The organism is Micromonospora rhizosphaerae, from assembly GCF_900091465.1.
GTDB lineage: Bacteria > Actinomycetota > Actinomycetes > Mycobacteriales > Micromonosporaceae > Micromonospora > Micromonospora rhizosphaerae.
The window spans coordinates 2,014,104-2,037,402 of the sequence record NZ_FMHV01000002.1 but is presented as its reverse complement, the minus strand read 5'-3'; the positions used below and the strand labels follow the sequence as shown (position 1 = coordinate 2,037,402).

General features: G+C 67.8%; 26 protein-coding genes. 15 read left to right on the top strand and 11 right to left on the bottom strand.

Annotated features, from left to right (window positions below):
• Nucleotides 1-18 precede the first annotated feature (18 nt).
• On the bottom strand, nucleotides 19-567 hold the full coding sequence (locus tag GA0070624_RS09885) for a hypothetical protein (RefSeq protein ID WP_091339275.1): 549 nt from the start codon (nucleotides 565-567) through the stop codon (nucleotides 19-21).
• Nucleotides 568-683: 116 nt separating this feature from the next.
• Nucleotides 684-1,427: an IclR family transcriptional regulator gene (locus GA0070624_RS09880; protein WP_091339272.1), complete on the bottom strand. Its 744-nt coding sequence runs from the start codon at nucleotides 1,425-1,427 to the stop codon at nucleotides 684-686.
• A 49-nt stretch (nucleotides 1,428-1,476) separates the two neighbouring features.
• Here GA0070624_RS09880 and GA0070624_RS09875 point away from each other — a divergent pair, with 49 nt between their 5' ends.
• The 6 genes from GA0070624_RS09875 to GA0070624_RS09850 all read left to right on the top strand — a co-directional run bounded on the left by GA0070624_RS09875 (nucleotide 1,477) and on the right by GA0070624_RS09850 (nucleotide 6,983).
• Nucleotides 1,477-2,601 (top strand): cupin domain-containing protein, encoded by a 1,125-nt coding sequence (locus GA0070624_RS09875; RefSeq protein ID WP_091339269.1) that lies wholly within the window; start codon nucleotides 1,477-1,479, stop codon nucleotides 2,599-2,601.
• The gene (locus tag GA0070624_RS09870; RefSeq protein WP_091339265.1) at nucleotides 2,598-3,428 is read left to right on the top strand and encodes a fumarylacetoacetate hydrolase family protein; all 831 of its coding nucleotides are present in this window, start codon (nucleotides 2,598-2,600) and stop codon (nucleotides 3,426-3,428) included. The genes GA0070624_RS09875 and GA0070624_RS09870 overlap by 4 nt, the downstream gene beginning before the upstream one ends.
• Nucleotides 3,425-4,012, top strand: coding sequence for a maleylpyruvate isomerase N-terminal domain-containing protein (locus tag GA0070624_RS09865; RefSeq protein WP_218105137.1), 588 nt, complete (start codon nucleotides 3,425-3,427; stop codon nucleotides 4,010-4,012). The genes GA0070624_RS09870 and GA0070624_RS09865 overlap by 4 nt, the downstream gene beginning before the upstream one ends.
• Nucleotides 4,013-4,028: 16 nt before the next feature.
• Entirely contained in the window at nucleotides 4,029-5,204 is a 1,176-nt protein-coding gene (locus GA0070624_RS09860) for an FAD-dependent monooxygenase (RefSeq protein WP_091339262.1), read from the top strand.
• An 11-nt stretch (nucleotides 5,205-5,215) separates the two neighbouring features.
• A complete protein-coding gene (locus GA0070624_RS09855) occupies nucleotides 5,216-5,968 on the top strand; it encodes a hypothetical protein (protein ID WP_141714977.1) in 753 nt (250 codons plus the stop codon).
• Nucleotides 5,969-6,134: 166 nt separating this feature from the next.
• A complete protein-coding gene (locus GA0070624_RS09850; RefSeq protein ID WP_091339256.1) occupies nucleotides 6,135-6,983 on the top strand; it encodes a hypothetical protein in 849 nt (282 codons plus the stop codon).
• A gap of 213 nt (nucleotides 6,984-7,196) precedes the next feature.
• On the opposite strand, the gene GA0070624_RS09845 is transcribed toward GA0070624_RS09850, so the two are convergent.
• The 3 genes from GA0070624_RS09845 to GA0070624_RS09835 all read right to left on the bottom strand — a co-directional run bounded on the left by GA0070624_RS09845 (nucleotide 7,197) and on the right by GA0070624_RS09835 (nucleotide 10,345).
• Entirely contained in the window at nucleotides 7,197-8,705 is a 1,509-nt protein-coding gene (locus GA0070624_RS09845; RefSeq protein WP_141714976.1) for a hypothetical protein, read from the bottom strand.
• Nucleotides 8,706-8,939: 234 nt separating this feature from the next.
• Complete coding sequence (locus GA0070624_RS09840) at nucleotides 8,940-9,824, bottom strand: hypothetical protein (RefSeq protein ID WP_091339251.1); 885 nt, start codon at nucleotides 9,822-9,824, stop codon at nucleotides 8,940-8,942.
• Nucleotides 9,821-10,345, bottom strand: coding sequence for a SigE family RNA polymerase sigma factor (locus tag GA0070624_RS09835; protein WP_245718731.1), 525 nt, complete (start codon nucleotides 10,343-10,345; stop codon nucleotides 9,821-9,823). The genes GA0070624_RS09840 and GA0070624_RS09835 overlap by 4 nt, the downstream gene beginning before the upstream one ends.
• Before the next feature lie 399 nt (nucleotides 10,346-10,744).
• Between GA0070624_RS09835 and GA0070624_RS09830 the strand changes: the two genes are divergently transcribed.
• A complete protein-coding gene (locus GA0070624_RS09830; RefSeq protein ID WP_091339249.1) occupies nucleotides 10,745-11,497 on the top strand; it encodes a GNAT family N-acetyltransferase in 753 nt (250 codons plus the stop codon).
• 278 nt (nucleotides 11,498-11,775) lie between these two features.
• Nucleotides 11,776-12,132, top strand: a complete 357-nt coding sequence (locus tag GA0070624_RS09825) for an STAS domain-containing protein (RefSeq protein WP_091339246.1) — start codon at nucleotides 11,776-11,778, stop codon at nucleotides 12,130-12,132.
• On the opposite strand, the gene GA0070624_RS09820 is transcribed toward GA0070624_RS09825, so the two are convergent.
• The gene (locus GA0070624_RS09820; protein ID WP_176731646.1) at nucleotides 12,046-13,023 is read right to left on the bottom strand and encodes a sigma-70 family RNA polymerase sigma factor; all 978 of its coding nucleotides are present in this window, start codon (nucleotides 13,021-13,023) and stop codon (nucleotides 12,046-12,048) included. The genes GA0070624_RS09825 and GA0070624_RS09820 overlap by 87 nt on opposite strands.
• 129 nt (nucleotides 13,024-13,152) lie before the next feature.
• On the opposite strand from GA0070624_RS09820, the gene GA0070624_RS09815 reads away from it, so the two are divergent.
• Complete coding sequence (locus tag GA0070624_RS09815) at nucleotides 13,153-13,983, top strand: alpha/beta fold hydrolase (protein WP_091339239.1); 831 nt, start codon at nucleotides 13,153-13,155, stop codon at nucleotides 13,981-13,983.
• 71 nt (nucleotides 13,984-14,054) lie between these two features.
• On the opposite strand, the gene GA0070624_RS09810 is transcribed toward GA0070624_RS09815, so the two are convergent.
• Nucleotides 14,055-15,299: a phosphodiester glycosidase family protein gene (locus GA0070624_RS09810; RefSeq protein WP_425413545.1), complete on the bottom strand. Its 1,245-nt coding sequence runs from the start codon at nucleotides 15,297-15,299 to the stop codon at nucleotides 14,055-14,057.
• Between the two features lie 144 nt (nucleotides 15,300-15,443).
• Here GA0070624_RS09810 and GA0070624_RS09805 point away from each other — a divergent pair, with 144 nt between their 5' ends.
• Complete coding sequence (locus GA0070624_RS09805; RefSeq protein WP_091339234.1) at nucleotides 15,444-15,902, top strand: MarR family winged helix-turn-helix transcriptional regulator; 459 nt, start codon at nucleotides 15,444-15,446, stop codon at nucleotides 15,900-15,902.
• A 44-nt stretch (nucleotides 15,903-15,946) separates the two neighbouring features.
• Here the strand turns inward: GA0070624_RS09805 and GA0070624_RS09800 are convergent, their stop codons facing one another.
• Genes GA0070624_RS09800 through GA0070624_RS09785 form a run of 4 tightly spaced genes read right to left on the bottom strand, consistent with a single transcriptional unit; the run spans nucleotide 15,947 to nucleotide 17,120 of the window.
• Complete coding sequence (locus GA0070624_RS09800; protein ID WP_091339231.1) at nucleotides 15,947-16,333, bottom strand: GIY-YIG nuclease family protein; 387 nt, start codon at nucleotides 16,331-16,333, stop codon at nucleotides 15,947-15,949.
• Nucleotides 16,334-16,351: 18 nt separating this feature from the next.
• Nucleotides 16,352-16,615, bottom strand: a complete 264-nt coding sequence (locus GA0070624_RS09795; protein ID WP_245718730.1) for a hypothetical protein — start codon at nucleotides 16,613-16,615, stop codon at nucleotides 16,352-16,354.
• Nucleotides 16,603-16,869 (bottom strand): DivIVA domain-containing protein, encoded by a 267-nt coding sequence (locus GA0070624_RS09790; protein WP_091339225.1) that lies wholly within the window; start codon nucleotides 16,867-16,869, stop codon nucleotides 16,603-16,605. Before GA0070624_RS09790 ends, GA0070624_RS09795 begins: the two co-directional genes overlap by 13 nt.
• Nucleotides 16,866-17,120, bottom strand: a complete 255-nt coding sequence (locus GA0070624_RS09785; protein WP_091339221.1) for a hypothetical protein — start codon at nucleotides 17,118-17,120, stop codon at nucleotides 16,866-16,868. Before GA0070624_RS09785 ends, GA0070624_RS09790 begins: the two co-directional genes overlap by 4 nt.
• A 413-nt stretch (nucleotides 17,121-17,533) precedes the next feature.
• On the opposite strand from GA0070624_RS09785, the gene GA0070624_RS09780 reads away from it, so the two are divergent.
• From GA0070624_RS09780 to GA0070624_RS33875, 5 genes are all read left to right on the top strand, one after another.
• Entirely contained in the window at nucleotides 17,534-17,761 is a 228-nt protein-coding gene (locus GA0070624_RS09780; protein ID WP_091339218.1) for a winged helix-turn-helix domain-containing protein, read from the top strand.
• 182 nt (nucleotides 17,762-17,943) lie between these two features.
• A complete protein-coding gene (locus GA0070624_RS09775) occupies nucleotides 17,944-19,377 on the top strand; it encodes an HsdM family class I SAM-dependent methyltransferase (protein ID WP_091339214.1) in 1,434 nt (477 codons plus the stop codon).
• Nucleotides 19,374-20,897 (top strand): restriction endonuclease subunit S, encoded by a 1,524-nt coding sequence (locus GA0070624_RS09770; protein ID WP_141714975.1) that lies wholly within the window; start codon nucleotides 19,374-19,376, stop codon nucleotides 20,895-20,897. The genes GA0070624_RS09775 and GA0070624_RS09770 overlap by 4 nt, the downstream gene beginning before the upstream one ends.
• A complete protein-coding gene (locus GA0070624_RS09765) occupies nucleotides 20,894-22,465 on the top strand; it encodes an AAA family ATPase (RefSeq protein ID WP_141714974.1) in 1,572 nt (523 codons plus the stop codon). The genes GA0070624_RS09770 and GA0070624_RS09765 overlap by 4 nt, the downstream gene beginning before the upstream one ends.
• Nucleotides 22,466-22,476: 11 nt before the next feature.
• The gene (locus GA0070624_RS33875; RefSeq protein ID WP_141714973.1) at nucleotides 22,477-23,271 is read left to right on the top strand and encodes an HNH endonuclease family protein; all 795 of its coding nucleotides are present in this window, start codon (nucleotides 22,477-22,479) and stop codon (nucleotides 23,269-23,271) included.
• Nucleotides 23,272-23,299: the final 28 nt, after the last annotated feature.

Here is a 23,299-nt window from a genome sequence, read left to right as displayed (position 1 = left end):
CGACCGCCGGCTCGGTCGTCAGCGGGAACGCTGGTCGGTCGGCGGCCGGGCCGTCAGCCGGGGTTCCACATCCTCCGGCAGCTCAGCACCGCAGAGCGCGCAGATGTAGTCGTCGTCGCGGACGACGTTGCGCTCGCCGCAGTCAAGGCAGCGCCGGAAGACGATGGCCGCGGTGAATTCTTCCGGGCGGCCGATACCCGCCCGATCGAGGGCGTCCGCCACCGCCGCCCATGACGTGGGATCGGGGCAGTAGCCGGTGGCCTGGTTGCTCACCTCGGTCACGAGCCAGCCGTCCCGCTCGCCGGTGAAGGCGATCTCCCCCGCGCCGAGGACCTCCCCACCGCCGGCGCAGGCGACGTGCTCGCTGCGTCTCGGCGCGAGCCGCAGCGTGCCGCCAGGGTCGATGACGTAGGTGAACGGCTCGTCACGGTCGCGCGGATCTGCGGCCGCCAGGTAGGCGACGAGATCGACCGATGATCGGATGGGCCAGCCCTCGGGGGAGTCGCCGACCGACGCCCGCACGTCCGCCGGGCCGACGTATCGGTATCGACGCCCCGCCGCTACCACGGCACCGAGCGTACGCCCGTACGGCCGCCGCCGTGGACAACCGCGCCGATCCGGCGGCCTGGACCTGACGGCCCGCCCCGCCGATCCCGTCGCCGGGGGCCTGGCCTCGTCCGGCGTCAGCGCCGCGCGGCGAGGTCGTTTTCGATCCGGGTCGCGGCGGCCGTCATCGCCGCGACCCACGTCGGCAGCTGGTTGCGGTCGAACCGCGCGCTCGGGATGGCGAGGGAGACCGCCGCCTCCGGCGCCCCGGAGGACCCCCGGACCGCCACGCCGAGGGCCGTCAACCCGGCCTCGGTGAGCTGATCGTTGATTGCGAAACCCCGCTTGCGGACCAGGGCCAACTCCCGGCGCAGCTTGGGTACGTCGATCCCGTCCACGTCCTCGTACAGCGTCCCCACGTCCGTCGCCGGGAGCCCGGCGAGGATCGCCTTGCCGCCGGAGGCCAGGTGCGCGGGGAGTACCCGTCCGGCCCGCTCGCCGACCCGGAGGATCCGCGCGCACTCGACGGTGGCGATGAAGCGCACCTCCGTGCCGGCCAGGATCATCAGGTTCGCCGACTCCTGCACCCCGTCGACGAGGGTGTGCAGGTGGGGGGCGGAGACCCGGCGCAGCAGCGCGACCGGCGCCTCGGATCGCTGCGCGGGGCGCAGCACCGGCCCGGCGGTGTAGGTCCGGTCCGGTCGCTGGGCGGCGAAGTCGCGGTAGACCAGCATCGCCAGCAGCCGGTGGGCGGTCGACACCGAGACCCCGAGCCGCTCCGCCGCGTCGGTCACCCGGAGCGTGCCCTCCTGCTGCAGGATCTGGGCCAGGTGCAGCGCGTGGTCGACCGAGTCGATGGCGTAGACCGGCTTGTTCTTCATAGCAGAAAACCGTATCCCACCTCACAGAAGACGCCGACGATCGGTGGGTATGAGCGTCAGCGAATCCCCCGTGTCCATCACCGCCACCGACGGCCCGGGCCAACCGATCCGCACCCCGGAGCTCGAGGAGCTCTACCGCGGGTTCGAAAAGGAACTGCTCGTCCCGCTCTGGACGGAGATCGGCGGCCTGATGCCGGCCCAGCCGCAGTCCGAGGCGCAGCCGCACGTCTGGCGCTGGAACACCCTGCTCCCCCTCGCCGCGCAGGCCGGCGAGCTGGTCCCGGTCGGCCGGGGCGGCGAGCGGCGGGCCATCGCGCTGGCCAACCCGGGCCTCGGCGGCCGGCCCTTCGTGACCCCGACCCTGTGGGCGGCCATCCAGTACCTCAACCCGGCCGAGGACGCGCCCGTGCACCGGCACACCCAGAACGCGTTCCGGTTCGTGGTCGAGGGCGAGGGCGTCTGGACGGTCGTCAACGGCGACCCGGTCGCGATGCGGCGCGGCGACTTCCTCCCGCAGGCCGGGTGGAACTGGCACGGCCACCACAACCGCACCGACCGGCCGATGGCCTGGATCGACGGCCTGGACATCCCCTTCCAGTACTACGCCGACTCGACCTTCTTCGAGTTCGGCCCGGACGAGGTCGAGAGCCGGGACGCGCCGGAGCGGTCGTACTCGGAGCGGCTGTGGGCACACCCGGGGCTGCGCCCGCTCACCCAGCTGCAGCCCACCCCCGCGACGCCGCTGCTGGCGTACCGGTGGGAGCACACCGACCGGGCTCTCGCGGAGCAGCTCGCGCTGGAGGCCGAGGGCTACACCGCCACCGTCGAGCGCGGGCACGCCGCGGTCCGCTACACCAACCCGACGACCGGCGGCGACATCATGCCCACCATCCGCACCGAGTTCCACCGCCTCGCCCCCGACACCGGGACCGCCACCCGCCGCGAGGTCGGCTCCTCGGTCTACCAGGTCTTCGAGGGTCGCGGTGAGGTGACCGTCGGCGCGACCTCGTGGACCGTCGAGCGCGGTGACCTGTTCGTGGTGCCGTCCTGGCAGCCGCTGACCATCACCACCGACCATGGGCTGGACCTGTTCCGGTTCAGCGACACGCCTGTCTTCGAGCGGCTCCACCAGGACCGCGTCCAGATCGACAACCGGGAAGGGAACGTCCAGTGAAGCTCGCCACCATCCGCACCGCCGAGGGCACCCGCGCCGTCCGCGCGACCGAGGACGGGTACGTCGACCTCGGGTTCACCGACGTCGGGGAGCTGCTGGCCCGGGAGGACTGGCCGGCGCGGGCGGCGGCGACCGGCGGCACGACGTACCCGGTCGACGGGGTGGAGTTCGCGCCCGTCGTGCCCCGCCCCGGCAAGGTGCTGTGCGTCGGCCTCAACTACCGCAACCACATCCTGGAGATGGGCCGGGAGCTGCCCGAGTACCCGACCCTCTTCGCCAAGTTCGCCGACGCGCTGATCGGCGCGAACGACGACATCGACCTCGCGCCCGAGTCCACCGCCGTCGACTGGGAGGCCGAACTCGCCGTCGTGATCGGCCGTGCCGTGCGCCGCGCCGACGAGCAGGCGGCGGCCGACGCCATCGCCGGCTTCACCGTCTGCAACGACGTGAGCATGCGGGACTGGCAGTTCCGGACGAAGGAATGGCTGCAGGGCAAGACGTTCGAGGGCACCACCCCGCTCGGTCCGGTCCTGGTCACGCCCGACGAGCTGCCCGGCGGCGTCCGCCCGGCGCTGACCATGACCGCCTCCGTCGACGGCGAGATCATGCAGAAAGCCGAGACCTCCGACCTGGTGTTCGACCCGGTCGCGCTGGTCCGGTATGCATCGACGATCATGACGCTCCGGCCCGGCGACGTCATCGCGACCGGCACGCCCGGCGGCGTCGGCCACGCCCGCAAGCCCCCGCGCTACCTCGCCGACGGCAACATCCTCGTCACCGAGATCCAGGGCATCGGCCGGCTGATCAACGTGGCCCGGGCGTCATGACCGCCCGGGACTGGATGGAGCAGGGGACCAAGCTCTTCCTGACCGCCGTCGACCGGCTCAGTGACGAGGACTTCGACGAGCCGACCGACCTGCCCGGGTGGAGCCGCCGCCACCTGATCGCGCACGTGCACTACAACGCCGAGGCGTTGCGAAGGCTCGTGCACTGGGCCGCCACCGGCGAGGAGCGGCGGATGTACGCGAGCCGGGAGCAGCGGGCCGAGGAGATCGAGACCGGCGCCCGGCTGCCCGCCGGCGAGCTCCGCGGGCGGGTACGGCAGTCGGCGCAGGCCCTGGCGTACGACCTCGACGCGCTCTCCGCGGAGGCCCGCACCCGCGAGGTGGTGACCGCCCAGGGCCGCACCGTGCCGGCCAGCGAGATCCCGTGGATGCGCGCGCGGGAGGTCGCCGTGCACACCGTCGACCTGAAGGCCGGGTACGGCTTCGACGACCTGCCGGCGGGCTTCACCGCCGCGCTGGCGGTCGACGCGGTACGCAAGCGGGCTGCCAGCGGCGAGGCCGCCCCGCTCGCCGCGTGGCTGACCGGACGGACCGCGCAGGCACCGACCCTCGGCCCCTGGTTGTGACTTGGAGGAGACGACCATGAGCGCAAGCGATGTCACTGTCGTCGGTGGCGGCATCGGCGGGCTGGCCAACGCGTACGCCCTGGCCAGCGCCGGCCACCGGGTGCGGGTGCTCGAGAAGGCGGCGGATTTCGCCGAGGTCGGGGCGGGGCTGCAGATGGCCCCGAACGCGACCCGCATCCTGCGCCAGTGGGGGTTGCTCGACGCCGTACTCACCCACGGTGTCGTGCCGCGGCGGCTGGTCTTCCGGGACGCCGTGGACGGCTCGGAGCTGACCCACCTCGACCTGGGGGCGGACTTCGTCGAGCGCTACGGCGCGCCGTACGTGGTGATCCACCGCAGCGACCTGCTGGACATTCTCGTCCAGGCCTGCCGGCGGGTGGGCGTCGAGCTGGTGCCCAACGTGCGGGTGACCGACGTGGTCGCGTCCGCGGACTCCGCAGTGGTGATCAGCGAAGCCGGCGAGTTCACCAGCGACCTCGCGCTGTCGGCCGACGGTCTCCGCTCGGTGCTGCGCGGCAAGCTCAGCGACGACCAGCCGGTCGCGTCCGGGTACGTCGCCTACCGCGGCGCGTTTCCCCTCTCCGAGATTGACGTCGAGCTGGACGAGAACGCCCTGCGGGACGTCGTCGTGTACCTCGGCCCCGGCTGCCACCTGGTCCAGTACGCGCTGCGCGGCGGCGACATGTTCAACACGGTCGCGGTGTTCAGGTCCGCCGCCTACGAGCGGGGCGAGGCGGACTGGGGCAACCCGGACGAGTTGGAGTCGGCGTTCTCGGGCATGTGTCCGGATGTCCGTCGGGGCCTGCGGTCGCTGTGGCGTACCCGGAAGTGGCCGATGTACGACCGCGCCCCTATCCAGACGTGGGTCGACGGGCGGCTGGCGCTGACCGGGGATGCCGCGCATCCGATGCTGCAGTACCTGGCGCAGGGCGCCTGCCAGGCCATCGAGGACGCGTACACGCTCGCCACCGAGGCCGGCAAGACGGTGGCGGCGGGCGGCCTGGACTGGGATCGGGCGCTGCGCGCGTACGAGACGGCGCGGACGGAGCGCACGGCCCGGGTGCAGACGTCGGCCCGGGTGTGGGGGGACATCTGGCACGTCGACGGGGTGGCCCGGCTGCTGCGAAACGAGCTGTTCCGCGACCGGGCACCCGACGACTACAAGCACATCGACTGGCTCTACGGCGGCTGAGCCTCTTGCCGGTGGGCGCACGCGCTGGCCTGCGGGAACGGGCACTAGCGTGGGCGGGGAAGGGGAGCTACGCCCCTCCGTCCGGTAGCCGACCATGTCGATCATGGGGGTGTCCATGCGCGGGCGGGCACCGCGCCCCGCAGCCCGGCAGCGGTACGGCCCACCCGCTCGTCCTCGAGGTCGCGGACCTGTGCGCCGAGGCGCTCATCGACCGCCACCCCGAGCGGCACTGCTGGCTGGACGAGCGGGAGATCGTCGGGCGGGTGGGGTCGGTCAGCCCCCAGCCGGGTATCCGGCGGTTCCAGGACTCCTGGCTGCCGCCGTCGCACGGCTGGGCCGTCCCGCAACCGCGGGCCCAACGGCTGCTGGCCGACGTGATGCTGCTGCTCAACCTCGCCGACCGGGGACGGGACAATGACGAGCGGGCGCGCCGGCTCAGCCGGGCCAGCCGGGCCGAGCTGCCCCCGTGCCTCACCATCGACCGCAGCGCCATGCGGGTCACCCTGAGCCGCCGCCAGGCCCACGACGTCCAGCCGGGCGCCACCTGCATCGACGACTGCCCGTTCCGGCTGTGCCCGCTGCCGCCGAAGGGGGACGAGCTGCCGTACCAGATGGACGAGGCCTTCTGTGCCCACCAGATCGACCTGGTCGGGCAGTGGTTCCGGTCGCCCGGGCGGGCGGAGTGGCAGGCGGTCTACCGCGAGGATCTGCGGACGTTCTGGCGGGAGATGTCCGAGCGGATGGCCCCCGCCTGGCGGAAGTGATCGGGGGATAGCCGGCATCGGGACGGATATCGGCACCCATGCGCATCCCGACGTTCGTCAAGACCGACGGTCCACAGTGGTGGCGACGGCCCGACAAGATGTGGGCATGCCGTCGAAGACCCCTCGAATCTTCCAGCCCGACCTCGCACGCTCGCAGGTCATATGGTTGACGGTTGGCCTGGCCGACCTTGTGCTCATCGCCGTCTTCGCATCGTCGAACCTCCGGAACATCTACGACTCACAGAAGGACTTCCTGTTCGGAACGCTCTTTTCAGTCGGCGGCTTCTGCTTCGGCCGGGCCTTCAGCCGCATGCAGGAGCAGCGAGCCCTTGAAATGATCGCTGCGCCCACGGAGGCCGTGGACCGGGTGCTCCGGCGGAAGATGGAGGAACGCCTGCACGAGGAAGGCGCATTCCGGACGCTGTCCGTCCTCGATCGCGACATCGAGGCCGCAGTCGGCCGGCTGTCGGAGTACTACGACTCGCAGGCACGACGCCTGCAGTTCTACCGACACGCCCCGCTGCTGCGCGTCGCCCTCGACGACCTGGACAAGGCAGCGGCGAACGTGGCGACGCTGCGCGCCATCCTCGGCGGCGGCAGGCAGGCCAGGCCCGAGGAGAGCATCCCGGTGTCCATCCGGCTCGATCTCATGCGCACGCGACGCGACCTGCGCGAGGCCATCGGGCGGCGGGACCAGGCGTACGAGTGGCTGGCTGACCGGATGGGCCCGGAGGCGCACGAGGCCTGGGACCTGTTCGCCGTCATGACCGCCGACATGCTGAAGGGTGACCGCATGCTGGAGGCGCTGGGCGGTCAACGCATCGCGTACCCGGTGCCGGAGTACCTACGCACCGTGCACGGGTACCTGGCCGCCGCTCTGCTGCGTGCCGAGGAGTTCGAGCGCACGCTCGCCCAGCACGACATCGCGAAGCCCACGATCTACAACGTGATGGTCGCCGATCTCAGCAGCGCGTGCACCATCCTCAGGGAGCTGGTGCCGAAGGTGGTCGCCTGAGGGGCAGCCGGTGGGCGGTCGCCCGCACGGGCGGAGGGTGGAGCGTCGCTTTGGAGCTGCCCCGTTCGTGCTATCGCCGATCCCTGGTCGATTCCGATAGCAGAGACGAGGCAGCTACAAAGCATGTGTGACTGATGGTGTTGGGCGCGGACAACACAGCGGCGACCGCGAAGGGGCGAGGTGGCTGAGCTCGGCGGGCAGCGCAGGGCGAGTTCAGGCGTATGCCAGGGCGAGCTTGCGATGCTCAGGGTCGTCGGTGCGCTCGGCCAGCGCCCGCAACTCCGCAGAGGCGTTGGCGGAGTTCCGCGCGCACCAGGTGTGCATGAGGGCAGCAGCGGTTTCCGGCGGGCTGCCGGTGGCGGTGGCGACCACTACCTCTGCGGTCTCATCAACCAGCTGGTCGATGGTCGGCACGGTCACGCCCAGCTCACGCAGGTGCCCGGCGAGCAGGCCGACGCCCAAGGGGGTTAGTGCGACAACAGCTTCGCCCTTCTCGATCGCGCCGAGCCTGGCCAGCTGGTCGAGCAGGCGGTCGGTGTCGTTGTCGGCGAGCTGGCGCCAGCCCCGCTCCTGCTCTTCGCTACCCGGGTCGAGCCCCAGTCCGTTGCACGCGGCCTGGTAGGCGAGCCGCCTCAGCTCGTCATTCTCGAGGGGTTCCGGCGCGATGAACAGAGCCATGGTCACGGCGAACACTGCGTCGTCGAACCGCCACCGCAGCACCGACTCGGCCCAGCCGCCGCCGCAGACCGCCTCGCCGAGCTCGAACAATCCGGTGAACGCCCGCCGGGACAGCGCGAGCGGGTCCGCAAGGGCCTTCGCCGCGCTCTTGACCGGCACCAGCCGCCCCTTCACCACCCGTACGACGCGGGCCGCCCGGGCCCAGGCGACCAGCACGGTGAGCACGTACAACTCGTCGCTGCTGCGAGTCTTGAACACCCGGTCGCCGATCATGGGGTCGAGGACGTCGCCGGTGTCGAGCAGCGCGACGAGTTCCCGCGCGTCGGCCAGCCGCAGCCGGCCGGTGGTGGTGAGGGTCCGCCCGTCACAAAGCCATCGCACCAGTTCACGGAGCCGGCGTACGACAAGCGACTCGGCGGCCAGGGCACGGAGTGTGTCGTCGTCGGGCACGGCCACCAGCGGTAGCGGTGGGTGCCGGTCGGGATCCTCGCCGAGCAGGTGGTTGGCCATCACCTGGTTCAGCAGGTTCCGGTCCACGGCGACGCGGCCGGCGTGCAAATCGGCGATGAACCGCTCGGCAGCCACCTGATCGGCGGGGTCGACGCCCTCGTGCAGCATCCGGGTGGCCCAGAACTTCCCCAGCCCGTACCGGCTCTGGTCCGCCATCGCGTCGGCGAACGGCGCGGCCAGCTTGTCCAGTGCGGCGTGCAGGAGTTGCCGGTCGGCGCAACGCCGGTCGGCGAGGTCCTGGTCGAAGAGGAAGTCGATGAACGCGCCTACGGTCGGTGCGACTGCGGCCCACTGGTCCGGCGGCAACGTCACCTTGCGGGGAAACCAGTCGAGCAGCGCCTCTTCGAAGTCCTCGGGCTGCCACCGCCCGAGCAGGCCGTCACCCTCGGCCCAGCGGTGGTCGAGCAGCGCCTCGATGACGACGGGATCCACCGGGCGGCGGTGCCGCCGAGCCCAGCCGTCAAACCGCCACATCAGCCGGTCACGAGCGGGAATGAACATCTGGTCCGGCGCCGAGGTGTAGACCATCCGCATGACGGCCGACACTACCGGCAGAGCCAGCCGTGCTGTCGCGACGTCGGCTGACGGCAGGAGGACGAGCGCCTGACGGATGACCAGACCAGCGGTCAGTCAAGGTTCCACCGCCGGGGTAGCTCGCCGCCGCACGCTAGGCCTGCTGCAGAGACAAAGCTGCCCGCGACCGTCCGGTCGCGGGCAGCTCATCGGTGGAACGGGGACGACCGCTGCGGTGGTCGTCCCCGAGTGGGCCTACTTGGCCATGACCACGTCGGTCGGACGCTTCACCTTCACCTCGACGCCGTAGTCGAACAGCTCGAGCGTCGCGGTGAACGTGCCGGTGTCGAGGCGACCCTTCGCCGTCGACTGCCACGTGCCGGCAAGTGCCACCTTGGCGATCCGGCCTTCGGCATCGAGCGTGACGTCACCGGACGTGGTGGTTGAGCCGTCCTTGTACTGCGTGGCGTACTCGAAGTGCAGCGTGCCATCGGCGTTCTCCGTGATGGTCGCGTTCGCGCTGTTCAGCGCCGTCAACAGCGCCGCCGGGTCGGGTGCCGCGGCGCCCAGCACGCCGTTCCCTTCGCTGTAGAGGGACAGCCGGTCGTACTTTCCCCGGTACTGCCCGTAACGGCCGTACTTCTCGCCGGGGCCCTTGTCGGCCGGCAGCTTGCCCAGCGGCCGTTCCCCGCCGATGTACCTGGTGCCGTTGATCAGCAGCTCGGTCATGACCGAATCGTCCATCGGCACCCGGACGTACCCGGTGGCGGTCTTCGGGTCGAACGCACCCTCGTACGTCAGTCCGGCCTGTCCCGACGGGGTGCCGGTCGTCAGCCGCATCCGGTAGCTGATGTTCTCGCTGGCCGCGACCGCCGCGGCCAGTTCCATGCGCGGCGCGGCGGCGCTGGCGACCGGCGGCCGGAGCGTCGCCGGCCCCGGCTGCCCGCTCCCGCCGACCGCCAGCGCCGCGGCGGTCACCCCGGCCAGGCCCAGCACACCGGTGGCGTACGCCGCCCGCAGCAGAACCGTCCGGCGCCCGTGGCGGCGCGCCGCCTCCCCGACGATGTCGGTGGTCAGGGTGATGCCGGCGACCTCCTGGCGCATCCCGGCGATCAGGTGGTCTTCGATGTCAGTGGTCATTTCCCCGCTCCATTCCAGGCCGGGACGTCGTCGAACGCCCAGGCAGCCGTGACCTCACGCAGGCGGGACAGCCCCCGGGAGGCGGTGGACTTGACGGTCCCGATCGAGCACCCGAGCATCTCGGCGGCCTCCGCCTCACTGAGCTGCTCCCAGTAACGCAGCACCAGCACCGCCCGCTGCCGGGGTGGCAGCGTGGCCAGGGCCTGGATCAGTGCCTGCCGCAGGTGCAGCGCATCCGTACCGTCCGGCTGGCCGGGCGGCTCCACGCTGGCCAGGACCTCCGGCCGCCGCTTGCGGCGGCGCCACTGGTCGACCGCGAGGTGGTACATGGTGCGGCGCAGATAGGCTTCCTTGTCGCCGCGGACCCTGCTCCAGTGGCGCATCAGCCGCTCCAGCGCCGCCTGCAGCAGGTCCTCGCCGGCGGCGCGGCTGCCGGTGAGCAGTACGGCTGTCGCGAGCAGGGCGGTACCGCGTTCAGCGACGAGGCTGTCCAGCCCCTCGAAGCGTCTCTTCCAACGCACGGGCTCTCCTTCCGTCGCCACCAAGGACGACAGGTCGGGCGGGAAGGTTGACCGGTGGCTCCCAACTATCTCGCCGCGTCGCCTACCAGCCACGTCAACGGCGCCCCTCTCGGTTCGTTTGCGGCCGAGGTGAGGCGTTGCGGCCCAGGCGGCGGTTCGCCGGTTGACAGCCCGAGGATCTTGGTGAGAGCCTGCTGGTCACCCCGCGCGGTTGGCGTGGGCAGCGTGTGCGAAGGAATGACGCCTGTGATCTTGGCGAGCCGAGGTGGCCGCCGGTGTACCGCGCAGTGTGATCGGTTGTCCGACCTGCGCTGAGTACCTCATCCTTCTGCGGCGGCCCGATGTTTCTGTTCCCGCATCGTCCGTAGCGTCTTCTCTCGACATGAGGTCAACTTGATCATGGATGCTCGCGTCCAGCGTTCCGTCATCGCCAACCTGTCCTTGCGTCCCAACGCCATCGAGGTCGGACCGTTTGTCATCGGGTGGGATCCGACCACCGACAGCCGCTTCGTCAACTACGCGACGCCACAACTCGACGCCGTTGTTACCCCGGCCGATGTGACCACACTGGTGGCGGCGTTCCGGGACATCGACCGCGTGCCCCGGCTGGAGTACGTCACCAGCTGCGCGCCGGGCCTGGAACAGCAACTGATCGATGCCGGGTTCACGGTGGAGGCGCGACACGACTACCTGGTCTGCTCGCCCGATTCGCTGACTGTGCCGGCCACACCCGATGGGTTCGAGGTCGCGGAGCCGGCCACGGACGCACAGCGCGCCGGCCTGGTGGCCGTACAGAACGAAGCCTTCGGCGAGGAGCCGGTGGCGACCCCGGCGGACATCGCCCGCGTACGGCGTGTCCAAGACAACGGCGGCGTGGTGATGCTGGTCCGCAACGGCGACGGTGTCTGTGTCGCGGGCGGGCAGGCGACTCCGCCCAGCGCCGGGGTCAGCGAGGTGGCTGGCATCGCGGTCCGCAAGGAGTGCCGTCGCCGCGGTATCGCCGGGGCGCTCACCGCCGCGATCACCGCGCGGCTGTTCGCCACCGGCGTGGAGGTTGCCTGGCTGGAGGCTTCCGGGACGGATTCCTGGCGCGTCTACGAACGGGTCGGGTACGTACCGACAGGCAAGCGCCTCTACATCGCCCTCGACTGAGGCGAAGCCTTGGCTCGAAGCCGCTTCAGCTCGGCAGAGAGCCTGACGGCGGGTGAGGGTGCGGCCGGCGCCCATCGCATGGGAGCCGGCCGCACCCGGTGTCGAATAGCGGCTGCGACTCGTCAGTGGCGTCGGTCAGTTCCCGCTGCGGTACGGGCCGTACATTCGGCTCTGGCCAGTGGCCGGTGGCCTGGACGGCGAACGGCAGGCCCCGCAGTCGAACGGGATTCGTCGGTCCGGGTGCGGTGAGTTTGCCGGCGCCCGGCGGTCCTACCCGGGTGACGACCTTCGCGATCTCCTTCGCCGTCGGCGCGACGCTGACCCGGGCGGACATCCCCGCCCTCTGCGGTGACCTGGCCGAGGCGCTGCGTGGCCGGGACCGTGGCGTGGTGGTCTGCGACGTGACCGGGGTGCGCCCCGACGTGGTCGCGATCGAGGCGCTGGCCCGGCTGAGCCTGACCGCGCGGCGGCATGGCTGGCGGCTGGTGGTCAGCGGCGGCAGCGCCGATCTGCTGGAACTTGCCGACCTGCTCGGCCTGACCGACCCGTTATGGGAGCCGGTCGGGCAACCCGAAGAGCGGGAACAGGTGGGCGGTGTCGAGGAAGTTGTTGACCGCCGCGATCCGTCCGGCTGAGATCTCCAGCACCATCAGCGCCCAGGGGTCGTGGCCCGAGCCGTCGAGGCTGGGGCGGTACTGCCCGAACGCCGGCAGGCCGTTCGCCACCACCGGCACCAGGCGGGAGCCGCGGCAACCGCTGCCTGTGCCGGCCATCCAGGCGTGGATGTCGCCGTGGCCGCGCAGCCACAGCGGCAGCGGCGGCATCGACAGCGTGGCGTCCTCGTGCAGCAGCGTGGTGAGAGCCTTCAGGTCGTACGCCTCGAATGCACGCACGTACCGCGCGAGCAGCGCCTTCTGCTCGTCGTCCAGCGGCCGGTAGACGTCGGCGGCGGTGTCGGCGGCGGCGAGGGTGGCCCGGGCCCGCTGCAGGGCGCTGTTGACGCTCGCCACCGTGGTGTCGAGCAGGTCGGCCACCTCCTGGGCCGACCAGGCCAGCACCTCGCGCAGGATGAGCACGGCCCGCTGCCGCGGCGGCAGGTGCTGCAGCGCGGCGACGAACGCCAACCGGACGGACTCGCGGCCGGCGATCACCTCGGCCGGGTCGCTGCCCTCCGGCAGGACCCGGCTGTCCGGCACCGGGCCGACCCAGATCTCGTCGGGGCGCGGCTCGCCCGGGTGCGTGGCGCCGCCGGACCCGGCGGGACCGAGGTCCATCGGGCGGACCCGACGCTGCGCGCTGGCGAGCATGTTGAGGCAGACGTTCGTCGCGATCCGGTACAGCCAGGTCCGCAGCGCCGATCGCCCTTCGAACCGCTCGAAGCTGCGCCACGCCCGCACGAAGGTGTCCTGTACGGCGTCCTCGGCCTCGAAGGCCGAGCCCAGCATCCGGTAGCAGTAGCCGGTCAGCTCCGGCCGGTACGCCTCCAGCTGTGACTCGATGGATGTGCTGGTCGCCACGTCACTCACGCCGCCAATCTAACCCTCTCCCCCGACGATCCCGGGCCCCGCGAATTTTGTGTCGCCCCCCGCGATGAGTCTCCGGCGCTCGCCCGGTCACTAGGGCATCGGATGACGACACGACACGAGGAGCACCTCATGACCACCACGCAGTGGACCGCCGAACCCACCACCTCCGGCCAGTACGCCGAGGTCAACGGCGTCAACCTGTACTACGAGACGCACGGGGCCGGCCGCCCGATGATCCTGCTGCACGGCGGGCTCGGCTCGGGTGAGATGTTCGGGCCGATCCTGCCCACGCTGGCCGACCGGCACCAGGTCATCCTGGTCGACCTGCAGGGGCACGGCCGGACCGCCGACGTCGACCGGCCGCTCGACATCACGCTGATGGCCGACGACGTCGCGGCCCTCATCGACCACCTCGGTCTGGAGAAGCCGGACGTCGTCGGCTACTCCCTCGGCGGCGGCGTCGCGCTCCTGGTCGCCATCCGCCACCCCGACAAGGTGGGCCGCCTGGTTTCGGCGTCCGCGAACATCCGCCGCGACGCGATCTACCCCGAGATGCTCGCGCAGCAGGGCCAGGTCACCGGCGCGGCCGCCGAATTCATGAAAGACACCCCGATGTACGAGCTCTACCAGCGGGTGGCGCCGCATCCCGAGGACTTCCCCCGGCTGCTGGACAAGATCGGTGCGGCGATGGCCAAGGACTTCGACTACACCGAGCAGGTTCGCGGCCTGCAGGTGCCGACGCTGGTGGTCGCCGCCGACGCCGACATGGCGCCGCCGAGCCACTACGTGGAGGTCTTCAACCTGCTCGACGGCGGCCTGCGCGACGGCGGCTGGGCGGGCGAGGGGCGGCCGAAGGGCGGGCACGCACTGGCCATCCTGCCCGGGCTGACCCACTACAACCTCTTCCTGTCCCCGCTCTTCGCCGCGGTCACGCTCGCCTTTCTGGACAAGGAGAGCTGACCCTGGTCCTGTCGCCGGCCCCGGCGGCCAGCCGATTGGCCGGCCGCCGCGGCTCGCGTCGGTGGCGGCGGTCAGTTTCCGCTGCGGTACGGGCCGTCCAGGTAGATGAGCGCGTCGCCGACGGCCCGCTCGGTCGACCCGCTCGGCCGGTTGACCAGGGCACCCTCGACGGCCATCGCGGTGGATCCGCCGCCGTCGAGGTTGACCGCGTCGTCCATGCCGAGCGCCTGGGCGACGGCGGCGGTCTCGTCCATGGTGGTGCCGACGCTGGTGGTCTGGCGGCCGTCGATGGTCGCGAGCACGATCTTCCCGTCCCGCGTGGTTCCGGCGATGGTACGGGGGTTGCGGGCGAAGAAGCTGCCGGAGCCGGCCGGTACGACGATCTGGCCGTCCGCGGTCAACGGGTAGCGGCCGTTCACCCCGAACAGCCCGGGCCGCACGGGAAGTTCCTCACCCTGCTGGTCGGTCAGGGTCGAGGTCCGGTCCACGCACCCCTGCCCGGCCACGTCCAGCAGGGCAACGGTGTCCCGCCCGGTCGCCTGCAGCGAGGTCTCGCCGGCGGCAAGGGCGGTGCCCCGGGTGGTCGAGGTGCGCACCACGCAGCCGAGCCGGTCGAGCACGACCTCCACGCCGGCACCGGACGGGGTGGACGAGGCGAACTCGGGGGTGAACTCGACGACGTCGCCGGGGAGGGTGCACTGCGTCTGGTCGGCGAGGGCGGCGCAGCCGGCGGGGACGACCGGCGGGTGGTTGAGGAACTCCAGCGGCAGGGTGGCCTCGGTCTGCCGGTTGCGCACACTTCCCGACCAGGTGAGCTTCCCGGTCAGGGCGCGGTTGCTGTTGGCGTCGACGACGAAGTTGACCTCGGCCGGATCGGTGGTGGGCTCGCTGAGCAGCTTCCCGCCGAACAGCCCCAGCCCGACCGGGTCGCCGGGGTAGAGCTGGCTGGCGGTGAAGGTGAAGAAGGAGGCGTTGACCCCGGCCAGGGCGCCGGAGGCGCGGACGAGGTCCGTGGTCTTCTCGACCTGGCTCAGGTTCGGGCCGTACGTCGCCTTGAGGTGCCCGCGGGCCTGGCTCGGGTCGATGGTGAGCACGTTGACCACCCACGGGCCCCGCGTGGTGGTGTTGATCTGGTCGGCCGGCGCCGGCTCGCTGCCCCGCTCGATCCGGGTCAGGGTGACACCGTCGGCCAGGGCACGGCTGGTGCGTACCTCCGTCAGGTCGCCGTCGTCGAGCGGAAGGGTGTCGCCGGCAGCCTCGGCGCGGGCCCCCGGAACGACCCCGAGAGCCACCGCGGCCAACGCGGCCGCCGCGATCGCCCCGGTACGGCGGAAGCGGGACAGGCCAGGAGTAGAAACAATCATGCCCGTGACCCTGGCGGCGCCACGGAACCACCTACCCGACTCCACTTGACACCGAGTCGAATTGTGATGGAAGGGCTTACCCGGAAGGAGGCGGTGGTGAGCGGCACGGATAAGCCGATCGGCTACTGGCTCAAGCACCTGCACAACCTGATCGAGGAGCAGTTCGACGCGACGCTGGGCGACCTCGGCCTCGACCGACGGCAGTGGCAGATCCTGAACGTGCTCTCCGGCGGGACGCGCAGCCGCAGCGAGATCGAGCAAGCGCTCGCACCGTTCTGGCCGGATGGCGTACCCCAACTCGACGCCGCCCTCGACGGGCCTGACGGCCTGGTCGCGCGGGGATGGGTCGGGTACGACGCCGACGCGCTCACCCTGACCGAGCACGGTCGCGCCGCACACGGCACGGCGGCCGAGCGCGTCGGCGGGACGCGGCGGCTGCTGCTGCGCGGGCTCACCCCGGAGCAGTACGCCGAGACCGTCCGGATCCTCTCGGTCATGGCCGGCAACCTCGAGGCGGCGTTGGCAGGCCGCTCGGCGGGCGGCAAGCAGGACTGACGGGCCCGCGGCCCGTACCGCGGCCAGCAGAAGTCGCCGCAGTTTCAGTAGCGCGGCTTCGGCACCTGCCGGTTGAGGCGGGGCTTGAGGGCCAGGACCAGGGCTTCCTTCGTACCCTCCGGGTTGTCGGTCTCCTGCCAGCGGACCTCGCACCGGCTCAGCCAGTCGGCGATGTCCTCGGCGGATGCCTCGTGGCCGGGCTTGTCGAGGAGCTGGCCGACCTGCTCGTGCAGTACGGATGAGTCCCGGTTGCCGGTCAGGTGCTGCCGGAGGCGGCCGCGCAGACCTCGCCTCGTGTAGCCGACGTAGATGACGGTGCCGCGTTCCAGGACCACGTGCACGCCGGGCGAGCTGGGAGCGCCGGCGGCGGCTTCCATCGTGTACGGCTGGGGAGGCGTGAAGGCGGCCAGAAGATCTTCGGCGTCGAGCATCCCCGGACGGTACCGGCGTCAGCCCTCCCCCGTGGTCCCACACGATCCGGAGTGCCCGTCGCGTAGTCGGCAGCGACGGCCGCCGTCGAGCCGAGCGTCGCACCAGACCCGGTGGCGGAGGTGCTGCCTGTCCTCCTCGCTGAGGGTGGTCTCGCCGAAGTCGAGGGCTGGGATGTGGCCGAGGGATTCGCGCAGTGCAAAGGCCAGCTCGGCGGCAGCGTCCAGGCCGGTCAGGGTGGTGGGCAGGTGGATGATCCAGCGGGGCACGGTCACTGCCGCCACCGATTGTTGAGTGACCAGTCGGGGTCGGTGTAGCGGCAGCCGGTGTGGCGGGACTGCCACTGGCGCAGCGCCTGGCGGATGCGTTCGGCCTCGGTGTTCGCGGTGGTCAGCTCGCGGTGTAGGCGCTCGAGTTCGTCGGCGAGCTGGTTGAGGTAGGCGTGGACCTGGTCGGGGTCGAGGCCGCGCCAGCGGGTGTCGAAGCCGGCGGCCCGGACCTGGTGCGGTTGCAGGCGTTCCCCGGTCACGTAGATCACGGCTGCCTCGCTGTCTCTTCGGCGATCAGGGTCTCGATCTCGCGCTCGGTCAGGCCACGGCGGATCAGGACGCGGCGGCCCCAGCGGTGCAGGCGGCAGGGGTGTGGGGCGCGGTCATTGCGGCAGCGGGGGCCATCGGGCCATTGCTCGGCGGCGTGCACGGTGATGGCCTTGACGGCGAAGGTGACGTCTTCGGCGGTGATGTAGGGCGGTAGGGGTAGTTCGCCAAGAATGTCGTCGATCGAGTCCATGATCCTCCCTGGTCGGATGGTTGCGGCGCCGAGGCGGGCGGGGACGGCCGATACGACCGCGCGTCCGTACCGGCCGGAGCCCAGCACCCACCCCGGGCCTGCTTCTGCATTCCGCGGCCGCTGCCAGCGGCGGAAGGATGTGCGAGGCGTTGCTGTTGGCGCCACGGTCCTCGTGCACCGAGGGGAACATCAGGCTCAGCGAGGCCGGGACAGCTTTGACGACATGGGCCCTCTGTCACAGCCGCTGCCCCGACCCCGCTGGGCAATCACCCCAGACGCGGGAAACCAGGCTGCCGAGCGAGGAAACCCGCGTCGACGACGTTAGGTGACGTACTTACCTAAGTCAACATGCGTCTTGTAGTTGGCGACCTCCTCGTGCTCAAATCGAGGTGCCGAGCGAGGAGTGCCATCACATGCCCAACCGACCCGCGGACTATCTACGCGTCGTCAACGCCATCACAGAGCAGATCGAGAGCGGCGACCTGGCGCCAGGCGACAAGCTGCCCACGTACGCCCAGCTGGCCGAGCAGTACAAGGTAAGTGTTTCGACCGCACAGGCTGCACTTCGGATCCTTCGCGACCGTGGCCTCGTAGAAGGCCAACAGGGTAAGGGGACCTTCGTCGCTGAGCGTCAGACATAGCTGCCCGGCCGACCAGGGAGCGCGGTGCCGCCGCCCACTGGTGGACCCAGCGCCCCACCAAGAACCACCGAGCCAGGACGGGCAGATCGTACTCCCAACGGCCGACGCCTGAGGCTACGTACAGTCTCAGCCTTTGCGTAGGCTCTGGGAGCAACTGCCAGGTGAAGGATAGGACGTCGACCTTGCGAGCCGAGACTAGAGACAGCGTCAACAAGGTGTGGGCACTATGTAACGCGCTGAAGGACGACGGCGTCACTTTCCACCAGTATCTTGTAGAGCTGTCGTACCTCCTGTTCCTGAAGCTTGCCGCCGAGTTGAAGGTCGAGCACAAGCTTCCACAAGGGTGCAGGTGGACCGCCCTCACAGAGTGCCCCGAGAACATCCTCCTGGAACGGTATGGAGGATTGCTTCGCTCGCTTGCGACATCAGACTCCGAGGTTGTCAGCAGGATCTTTTCGCAGAGTCGCACCTCCATAAAGAAGGCCAAGACTCTCAGAGTCCTCGTTCAAAGCATCGACCGTTTCGCTTGGTACGAGATCTCTCGTGAAGGACTAGGAGATCTCTACGAAGGTCTGCTCGAAAAGAATGCGAACGAAAAGCGATCGGGTGCCGGGCAGTATTTCACGCCGAGACTACTGATCGACAGCATAGTCCGAGTAATGAAACCCTCACTGGGGGACGTAATTCAAGACCCAGCCGCAGGTACGGCAGGCTTTCTCGTCTCAGCCGGCAACTATATTCGAGCGAACAGCGATACATGGTCCGACGTCGCGGAAAAAGAGCTTTCGGCCATCTTCCACGGAGTCGAACATGTTGACGACACGTACTCACTTGCCCTGATGAACCTGTTCTTGCATGGTCTCGTGAACGATGATGCTGTCGGGCTAGTATACGGCGACACGCTGTCGAGCGCAGGTAAGGACCTTCCGCCGGCAACTCTGATCTTGAGCAACCCTCCTTTCGGGACCAAGCGGGGAGGCGGTCTTCCGGATCGCGACGATCTTCCCTTCCCGACAAGCAATAAACAACTCTGCTTTGTTCAGCACATTATCTCAGCGCTTGCACCTGGTGGACGGGCAGCGATCGTGGTACCTGACAACGTCTTATACGAAGAGACGGTGGGTCTCAACGTTCGCCGGTACATGATGGATTCGTGTGACCTTCACACCATGCTCCGCCTGCCACCAGGGCTCTTCTATGCAGCTTCCGTGAAGACGCATGTGCTTTTCATCACCAAGAACGATGGAGACAGCTTTCAAGGCACCAAGGAACTGTGGTTGTATGACCTCAGAGGGAAGGGTCACGGGCGCAGCAAATCCGAAAGCCTCACCGAGGAGACGCTGCGAGCGTTCGAGCATGCCTATGGGCACGACCCGAACGTTGGCCGTGAAGCCCGACGAACAAGACGTGAGTCCCTCAGCGACTCATATCAGGTGTTCTCGCGTGCGGAGATCAGGGAGCGCGGGGACAACCTGGCACTTTCTATAGAGGTTGAGCCTACCGCTGAGTCGCAGGAGGATCCCGAGGAGGCTCTACTACTCCTCGAGAAGAGCCTAGAAAGAAGCATGTCTGCGCTTAGAGAGCTCAGCGATATGGTCCGAAGGGGACCAGCGTGAGCGATCTGCCTTCGCCGCACCCCGTCAAACTCGGTGAATGCGTGTACGTCGCGACCCGGTCGAAGGCGGAACCGTCGGAGATCGCTGGCGAGGCATGGTTGCTGGAGCTTGAGGACATCGAGCGGGACACCGGCCGACTCTTGCAGCGCGTGACTAAAGCCGAACGGGCACCTAGAAGCGAGAAGACGCGGTTCTTGGCGGGCGACATCCTTTATGGCAAGCTTCGCCCATACCTAAACAAGGTCATCCAGGCGACGGATGACGGCTACTGCTCTACCGAGATTGTTCCGCTTCGAGCCCCTCAGGCCCTTGAAAGTCGGTACCTCTACTACTGGATGCAACACCCGGATTTCCGCGACTACGCAAATGTTGTTAGTCAAGGAACCAATATGCCGAGGGTTAGTACTGCGAAGCTTCGCGACGCCCCCTTCCTATTCGCCTCGGCCTCACGGCAGCACTCCATCGCCGACTACCTCGATGACGTCTTTCTCCGCATCGAAACTATTCGTGACGCTGTGGCACAGGTTCCGAGCGCTCTAGATTTGGTTTGGGCTCACCTCGCTGAGCGGACCCTAGTTGAACTCGCTGAGCGAGAACCACCGGTACGGCTAGAAGATGTCGTTGTGAGGGCAAACTACGGGACTAGCAAGAAGTCTTCCCGCGAGGGCGAAGTTCCAGTCCTGAGAATGGGCAACTTGCAGGACGGCGAGATCGACTGGTCCGATTTGGCTTACAGCTCCGACCATGCGGAAATCGACAAGTACAGCCTTAATGAGGGCGACTTGCTTTTCAATCGCACAAACAGCCCTGAGCTCGTCGGAAAAACGGCCGTATACCGAGGGGGTCGCCGCGCGATCTTCGCCGGGTACTTGATTCGTCTCCAACTCGCGGAAAACGTGCTTCCCGAGTATGTTTCCGTTGTGCTCAATTCGCCCCTGGGGCGCGCCTATTGCCGCAACGCTAAAGTGGACGGCCTAAGTCAGTCGAACATCAACCTGAGAAGCTTACTCAATTTTCGCTTTACTCTGCCCAGCGTTGCTACGCAGGAGGCCGTCGTGAACGGACTGATGGCGGCCAAGAAGCACGTCAGGCGCCTCCAGCAGGCTGGGATGGACATTCTCGAGGGCCTTCCCAGCGTGCGCGATATCGCTTTACGACGAGCCTTTGCTGGGTTGCCGTCATCGCGGAGCGCGTTCGATGAGGCGGATTCATTGCTACTCGAGGGGATCGAGGAGGAGGTGCGTTCGATGGCTCAGCGAGATGTGGTCGGTGCTCGGGAACGCCGTAACCGGTCGAAGGTTGAACATCGACGGCTGCTAAGTCGCGGAGAAATCGCCGGGGACCATCTGAGCCAACTGATTCAGAACGACGATGGCCTGAGACCGATAGAGCTATGGGAGGAGTCGAGGCTCAGCATTGATGACTTCTACGATCAGCTTCGTGACGAAGTCATTGCCGGCCTTATCGTGGAGCGTCGCACGGATGGCGATGACTCGGAGCGAAGGTTGGTGCGACGGTGAAAATCCTCAGCTTGAGCCTGCCTAGCTACCGGAACCTACGAGACTTTATAATCAACTTCGACGAGGAGCAATCGACGACCGCGCTTATTGGCGGAAATGGCACGGGCAAGTCGCACCTTATTGAAGCGATTGTGGAAATCTTCCGAGATCTGGAGACTGCAGAGGCGTCAGCCTTTCCTTACACGATTCTGTATACGTGTCGAGGGCAAACCATAGAGGTTTCAAACGACCCATCTAAGGTGTCACGACCTCTAACAATCAACGTCAACGGCGAGCGAATTGCTCAGAAGCGGTTCCGCGAGCAGGCGGCGCAACTCCTCCCCAGCTACGTATTTGCCTATTATTCAGGGTGGAGCGACCGGCTGGAGAGACAGTTCGACGAACCCACCCGTCGTCATTACGAAGCAGTGATGGATAGCGGGGGGGCTGGCCTGCCGCTCAGACGTATGTTCTTCTGTCGAAAGGAATATAGTCAGCTAGTCCTGCTCGCCTTCTTCCTGGCTCCGCCGGACATCGCTCGTGTGGTCCTCGAGAAGTACCTAGCGATTGCAGACTTCGATTCCGCGCTATTTGTCCTTAAGCGTCCTTGGTGGTTTAGTGGCAAACCTAATCGCGCCCAACTCGAGGATGGTGATCCCAGATTCTGGTATGCGCGCGGTGCGTTTCGGCCCTTCCTGGCAAAATTGTGGGATGAATCATTAGCCCCCATTCGGGTCGAGGATCGTGTTGCAAGAGACATTCGGAAGCAGCCGGAGCAGTCGGAGCACCAGTATCTATTCCTGCGAGATTTGAACAGCCTTGCCCGGCTCCATCGTTCGGGGGACGAAGTTAAAGAACTATTCGGCCACCTAGAGAGCCTGTTTCTATGCGATCTAATCGATGAAGTGCGGGTCGTAATTCGGCGAACTGATGGTCATCGAGTTAAGTTTGTCCAGATGAGCGAAGGTGAGCAGCAGTTCCTCACCGTCCTAGGGTTGATGTTGTTCACGAGGAACGACGAATCGCTGTATCTTCTCGATGAGCCGGACACGCATCTAAATCCAATCTGGACATACGAGTACCTAAGCCTATTACAGGATACCATCCGCCAAGACAAGGGGCAGCTGCTTGTCGCGACTCATAATCCTCTTATGATCGGTGGCCTAGTCCGTGAGCAGGTGCGTCGCTTTAACCGCGAAGGCACGAGCCATGTCGCGACCGAGCCGGAATACGATCCTGTCAGCATGAGCATCGAGGGAGTTCTCCGCTCGGAGATGTACGGCCTTCGGTCAACCTTGAGCAAGCAGGTACTCGCACTTCTTGACGAGCAATATGCGCTTCTGGGAGAGGACCTTTCCGTTCAAGGAAGGGCGCGCCTCAGTGAAGTGTCCCGTGAGCTAAACGAGCTTGGCATTGCGCACACCTATCCAAACCCCTACTTCAACAGCTTCGCGGCTGCATTGGCACGTCGAAGGCAATCGGATGCAGTGAGGTTGACGGAGGAGGAAATGAGCGAACAAGCCGCCCTGTCGGACCAAATTCTTCGTGAGCTTGAACTGGAGGAGACCGGGGATGAGGAGTCGGCTTGAGATATATTAGAATGTCCGCTCCCCCCTACCCGGAGTGGCTTAAGAAGGCGGCGGAGATTCTAGCTGAACTGGACGAGGCGTCGAGCTCCGATGAGCGGCATAAGATCATCGACGACAACGCCGCGTTCTGGGGGCAGCTAAAGCCTTGGTTACTCGAGCTATCCCATAAGAAGTGCTGGTTTTCAGAGGCCAAGGATTGCTTCAGCCACTGGGACGTTGAGCACTTCAGGCCGAAGAAGTCCGCTCGTGGACTTAATGGCGAAACGGACGAAGGATACTGGTGGCTGGCCTTCGACTGGCGTAACCTTCGGATCTGTGGTACGGCGGGAAACCGGAAGAAGGGCACGTTCTTTCCTATCCGCGAACTGACCCAGCGCGCAACGCGCGATAGTGATCTACGCGCCGAGCAGTTCGACCTCCTCGATCCAGCAGATGAAGAAGATCCGGCCCTTCTGTTCTTCAACGTTTTTGGTGATGCCATTGTTGCTCCGCACGTCACAGACTCATGGGAGCGGCATCGGGTGGAATATTCGATAGAGCGTTACAATCTCAATTCGTTTGAGGCGCTTCGCACGAAGCGGCAACAGCGATGGTCCGAGTGTTGGGGCTATATCTGCGATTACCAGAACGAACTAACGGCCTTCCAACGAGACCCGAGCAAGGTGATTGCCCGCGACCGTGCTAAGCGCTTGGCCGGAACGATCCGAGCAATGCTCGGGGAGGACCAGGAGTTGTCGGCTGTTGCACGCGCGTGCCTTATCAGCGCCAATGACCCTCGTCTGGTTGGCTTCTTGCAGACCAGATGAAGCGGCGCCTGACCTCGGGAGCTCATGG

Bases quoted from the DNA above. Each gene is read 5' to 3' on its own strand.
- GA0070624_RS09880 (WP_091339272.1), bottom strand. From the start codon at position 1,427: ATGAAGAACAAGCCGGTCTACGCCATCGACTCGGTCGACCACGCGCTG.
- GA0070624_RS09875 (WP_091339269.1), top strand. From the start codon at position 1,477: ATGAGCGTCAGCGAATCCCCCGTGTCCATCACCGCCACCGACGGCCCG.
- GA0070624_RS09865 (WP_218105137.1), top strand. From the start codon at position 3,425: ATGACCGCCCGGGACTGGATGGAGCAGGGGACCAAGCTCTTCCTGACC.
- GA0070624_RS09860 (WP_091339262.1), top strand. From the start codon at position 4,029: ATGAGCGCAAGCGATGTCACTGTCGTCGGTGGCGGCATCGGCGGGCTG.
- GA0070624_RS09845 (WP_141714976.1), bottom strand. From the start codon at position 8,705: ATGCGGATGGTCTACACCTCGGCGCCGGACCAGATGTTCATTCCCGCT.
- GA0070624_RS09840 (WP_091339251.1), bottom strand. From the start codon at position 9,824: ATGACCACTGACATCGAAGACCACCTGATCGCCGGGATGCGCCAGGAG.
- GA0070624_RS09830 (WP_091339249.1), top strand. From the start codon at position 10,745: ATGGATGCTCGCGTCCAGCGTTCCGTCATCGCCAACCTGTCCTTGCGT.
- GA0070624_RS09815 (WP_091339239.1), top strand. From the start codon at position 13,153: ATGACCACCACGCAGTGGACCGCCGAACCCACCACCTCCGGCCAGTAC.
- GA0070624_RS09800 (WP_091339231.1), bottom strand. From the start codon at position 16,333: ATGCTCGACGCCGAAGATCTTCTGGCCGCCTTCACGCCTCCCCAGCCG.
- GA0070624_RS09785 (WP_091339221.1), bottom strand. From the start codon at position 17,120: ATGGACTCGATCGACGACATTCTTGGCGAACTACCCCTACCGCCCTAC.
- GA0070624_RS09780 (WP_091339218.1), top strand. From the start codon at position 17,534: ATGCCCAACCGACCCGCGGACTATCTACGCGTCGTCAACGCCATCACA.
- GA0070624_RS33875 (WP_141714973.1), top strand. From the start codon at position 22,477: ATGTCCGCTCCCCCCTACCCGGAGTGGCTTAAGAAGGCGGCGGAGATT.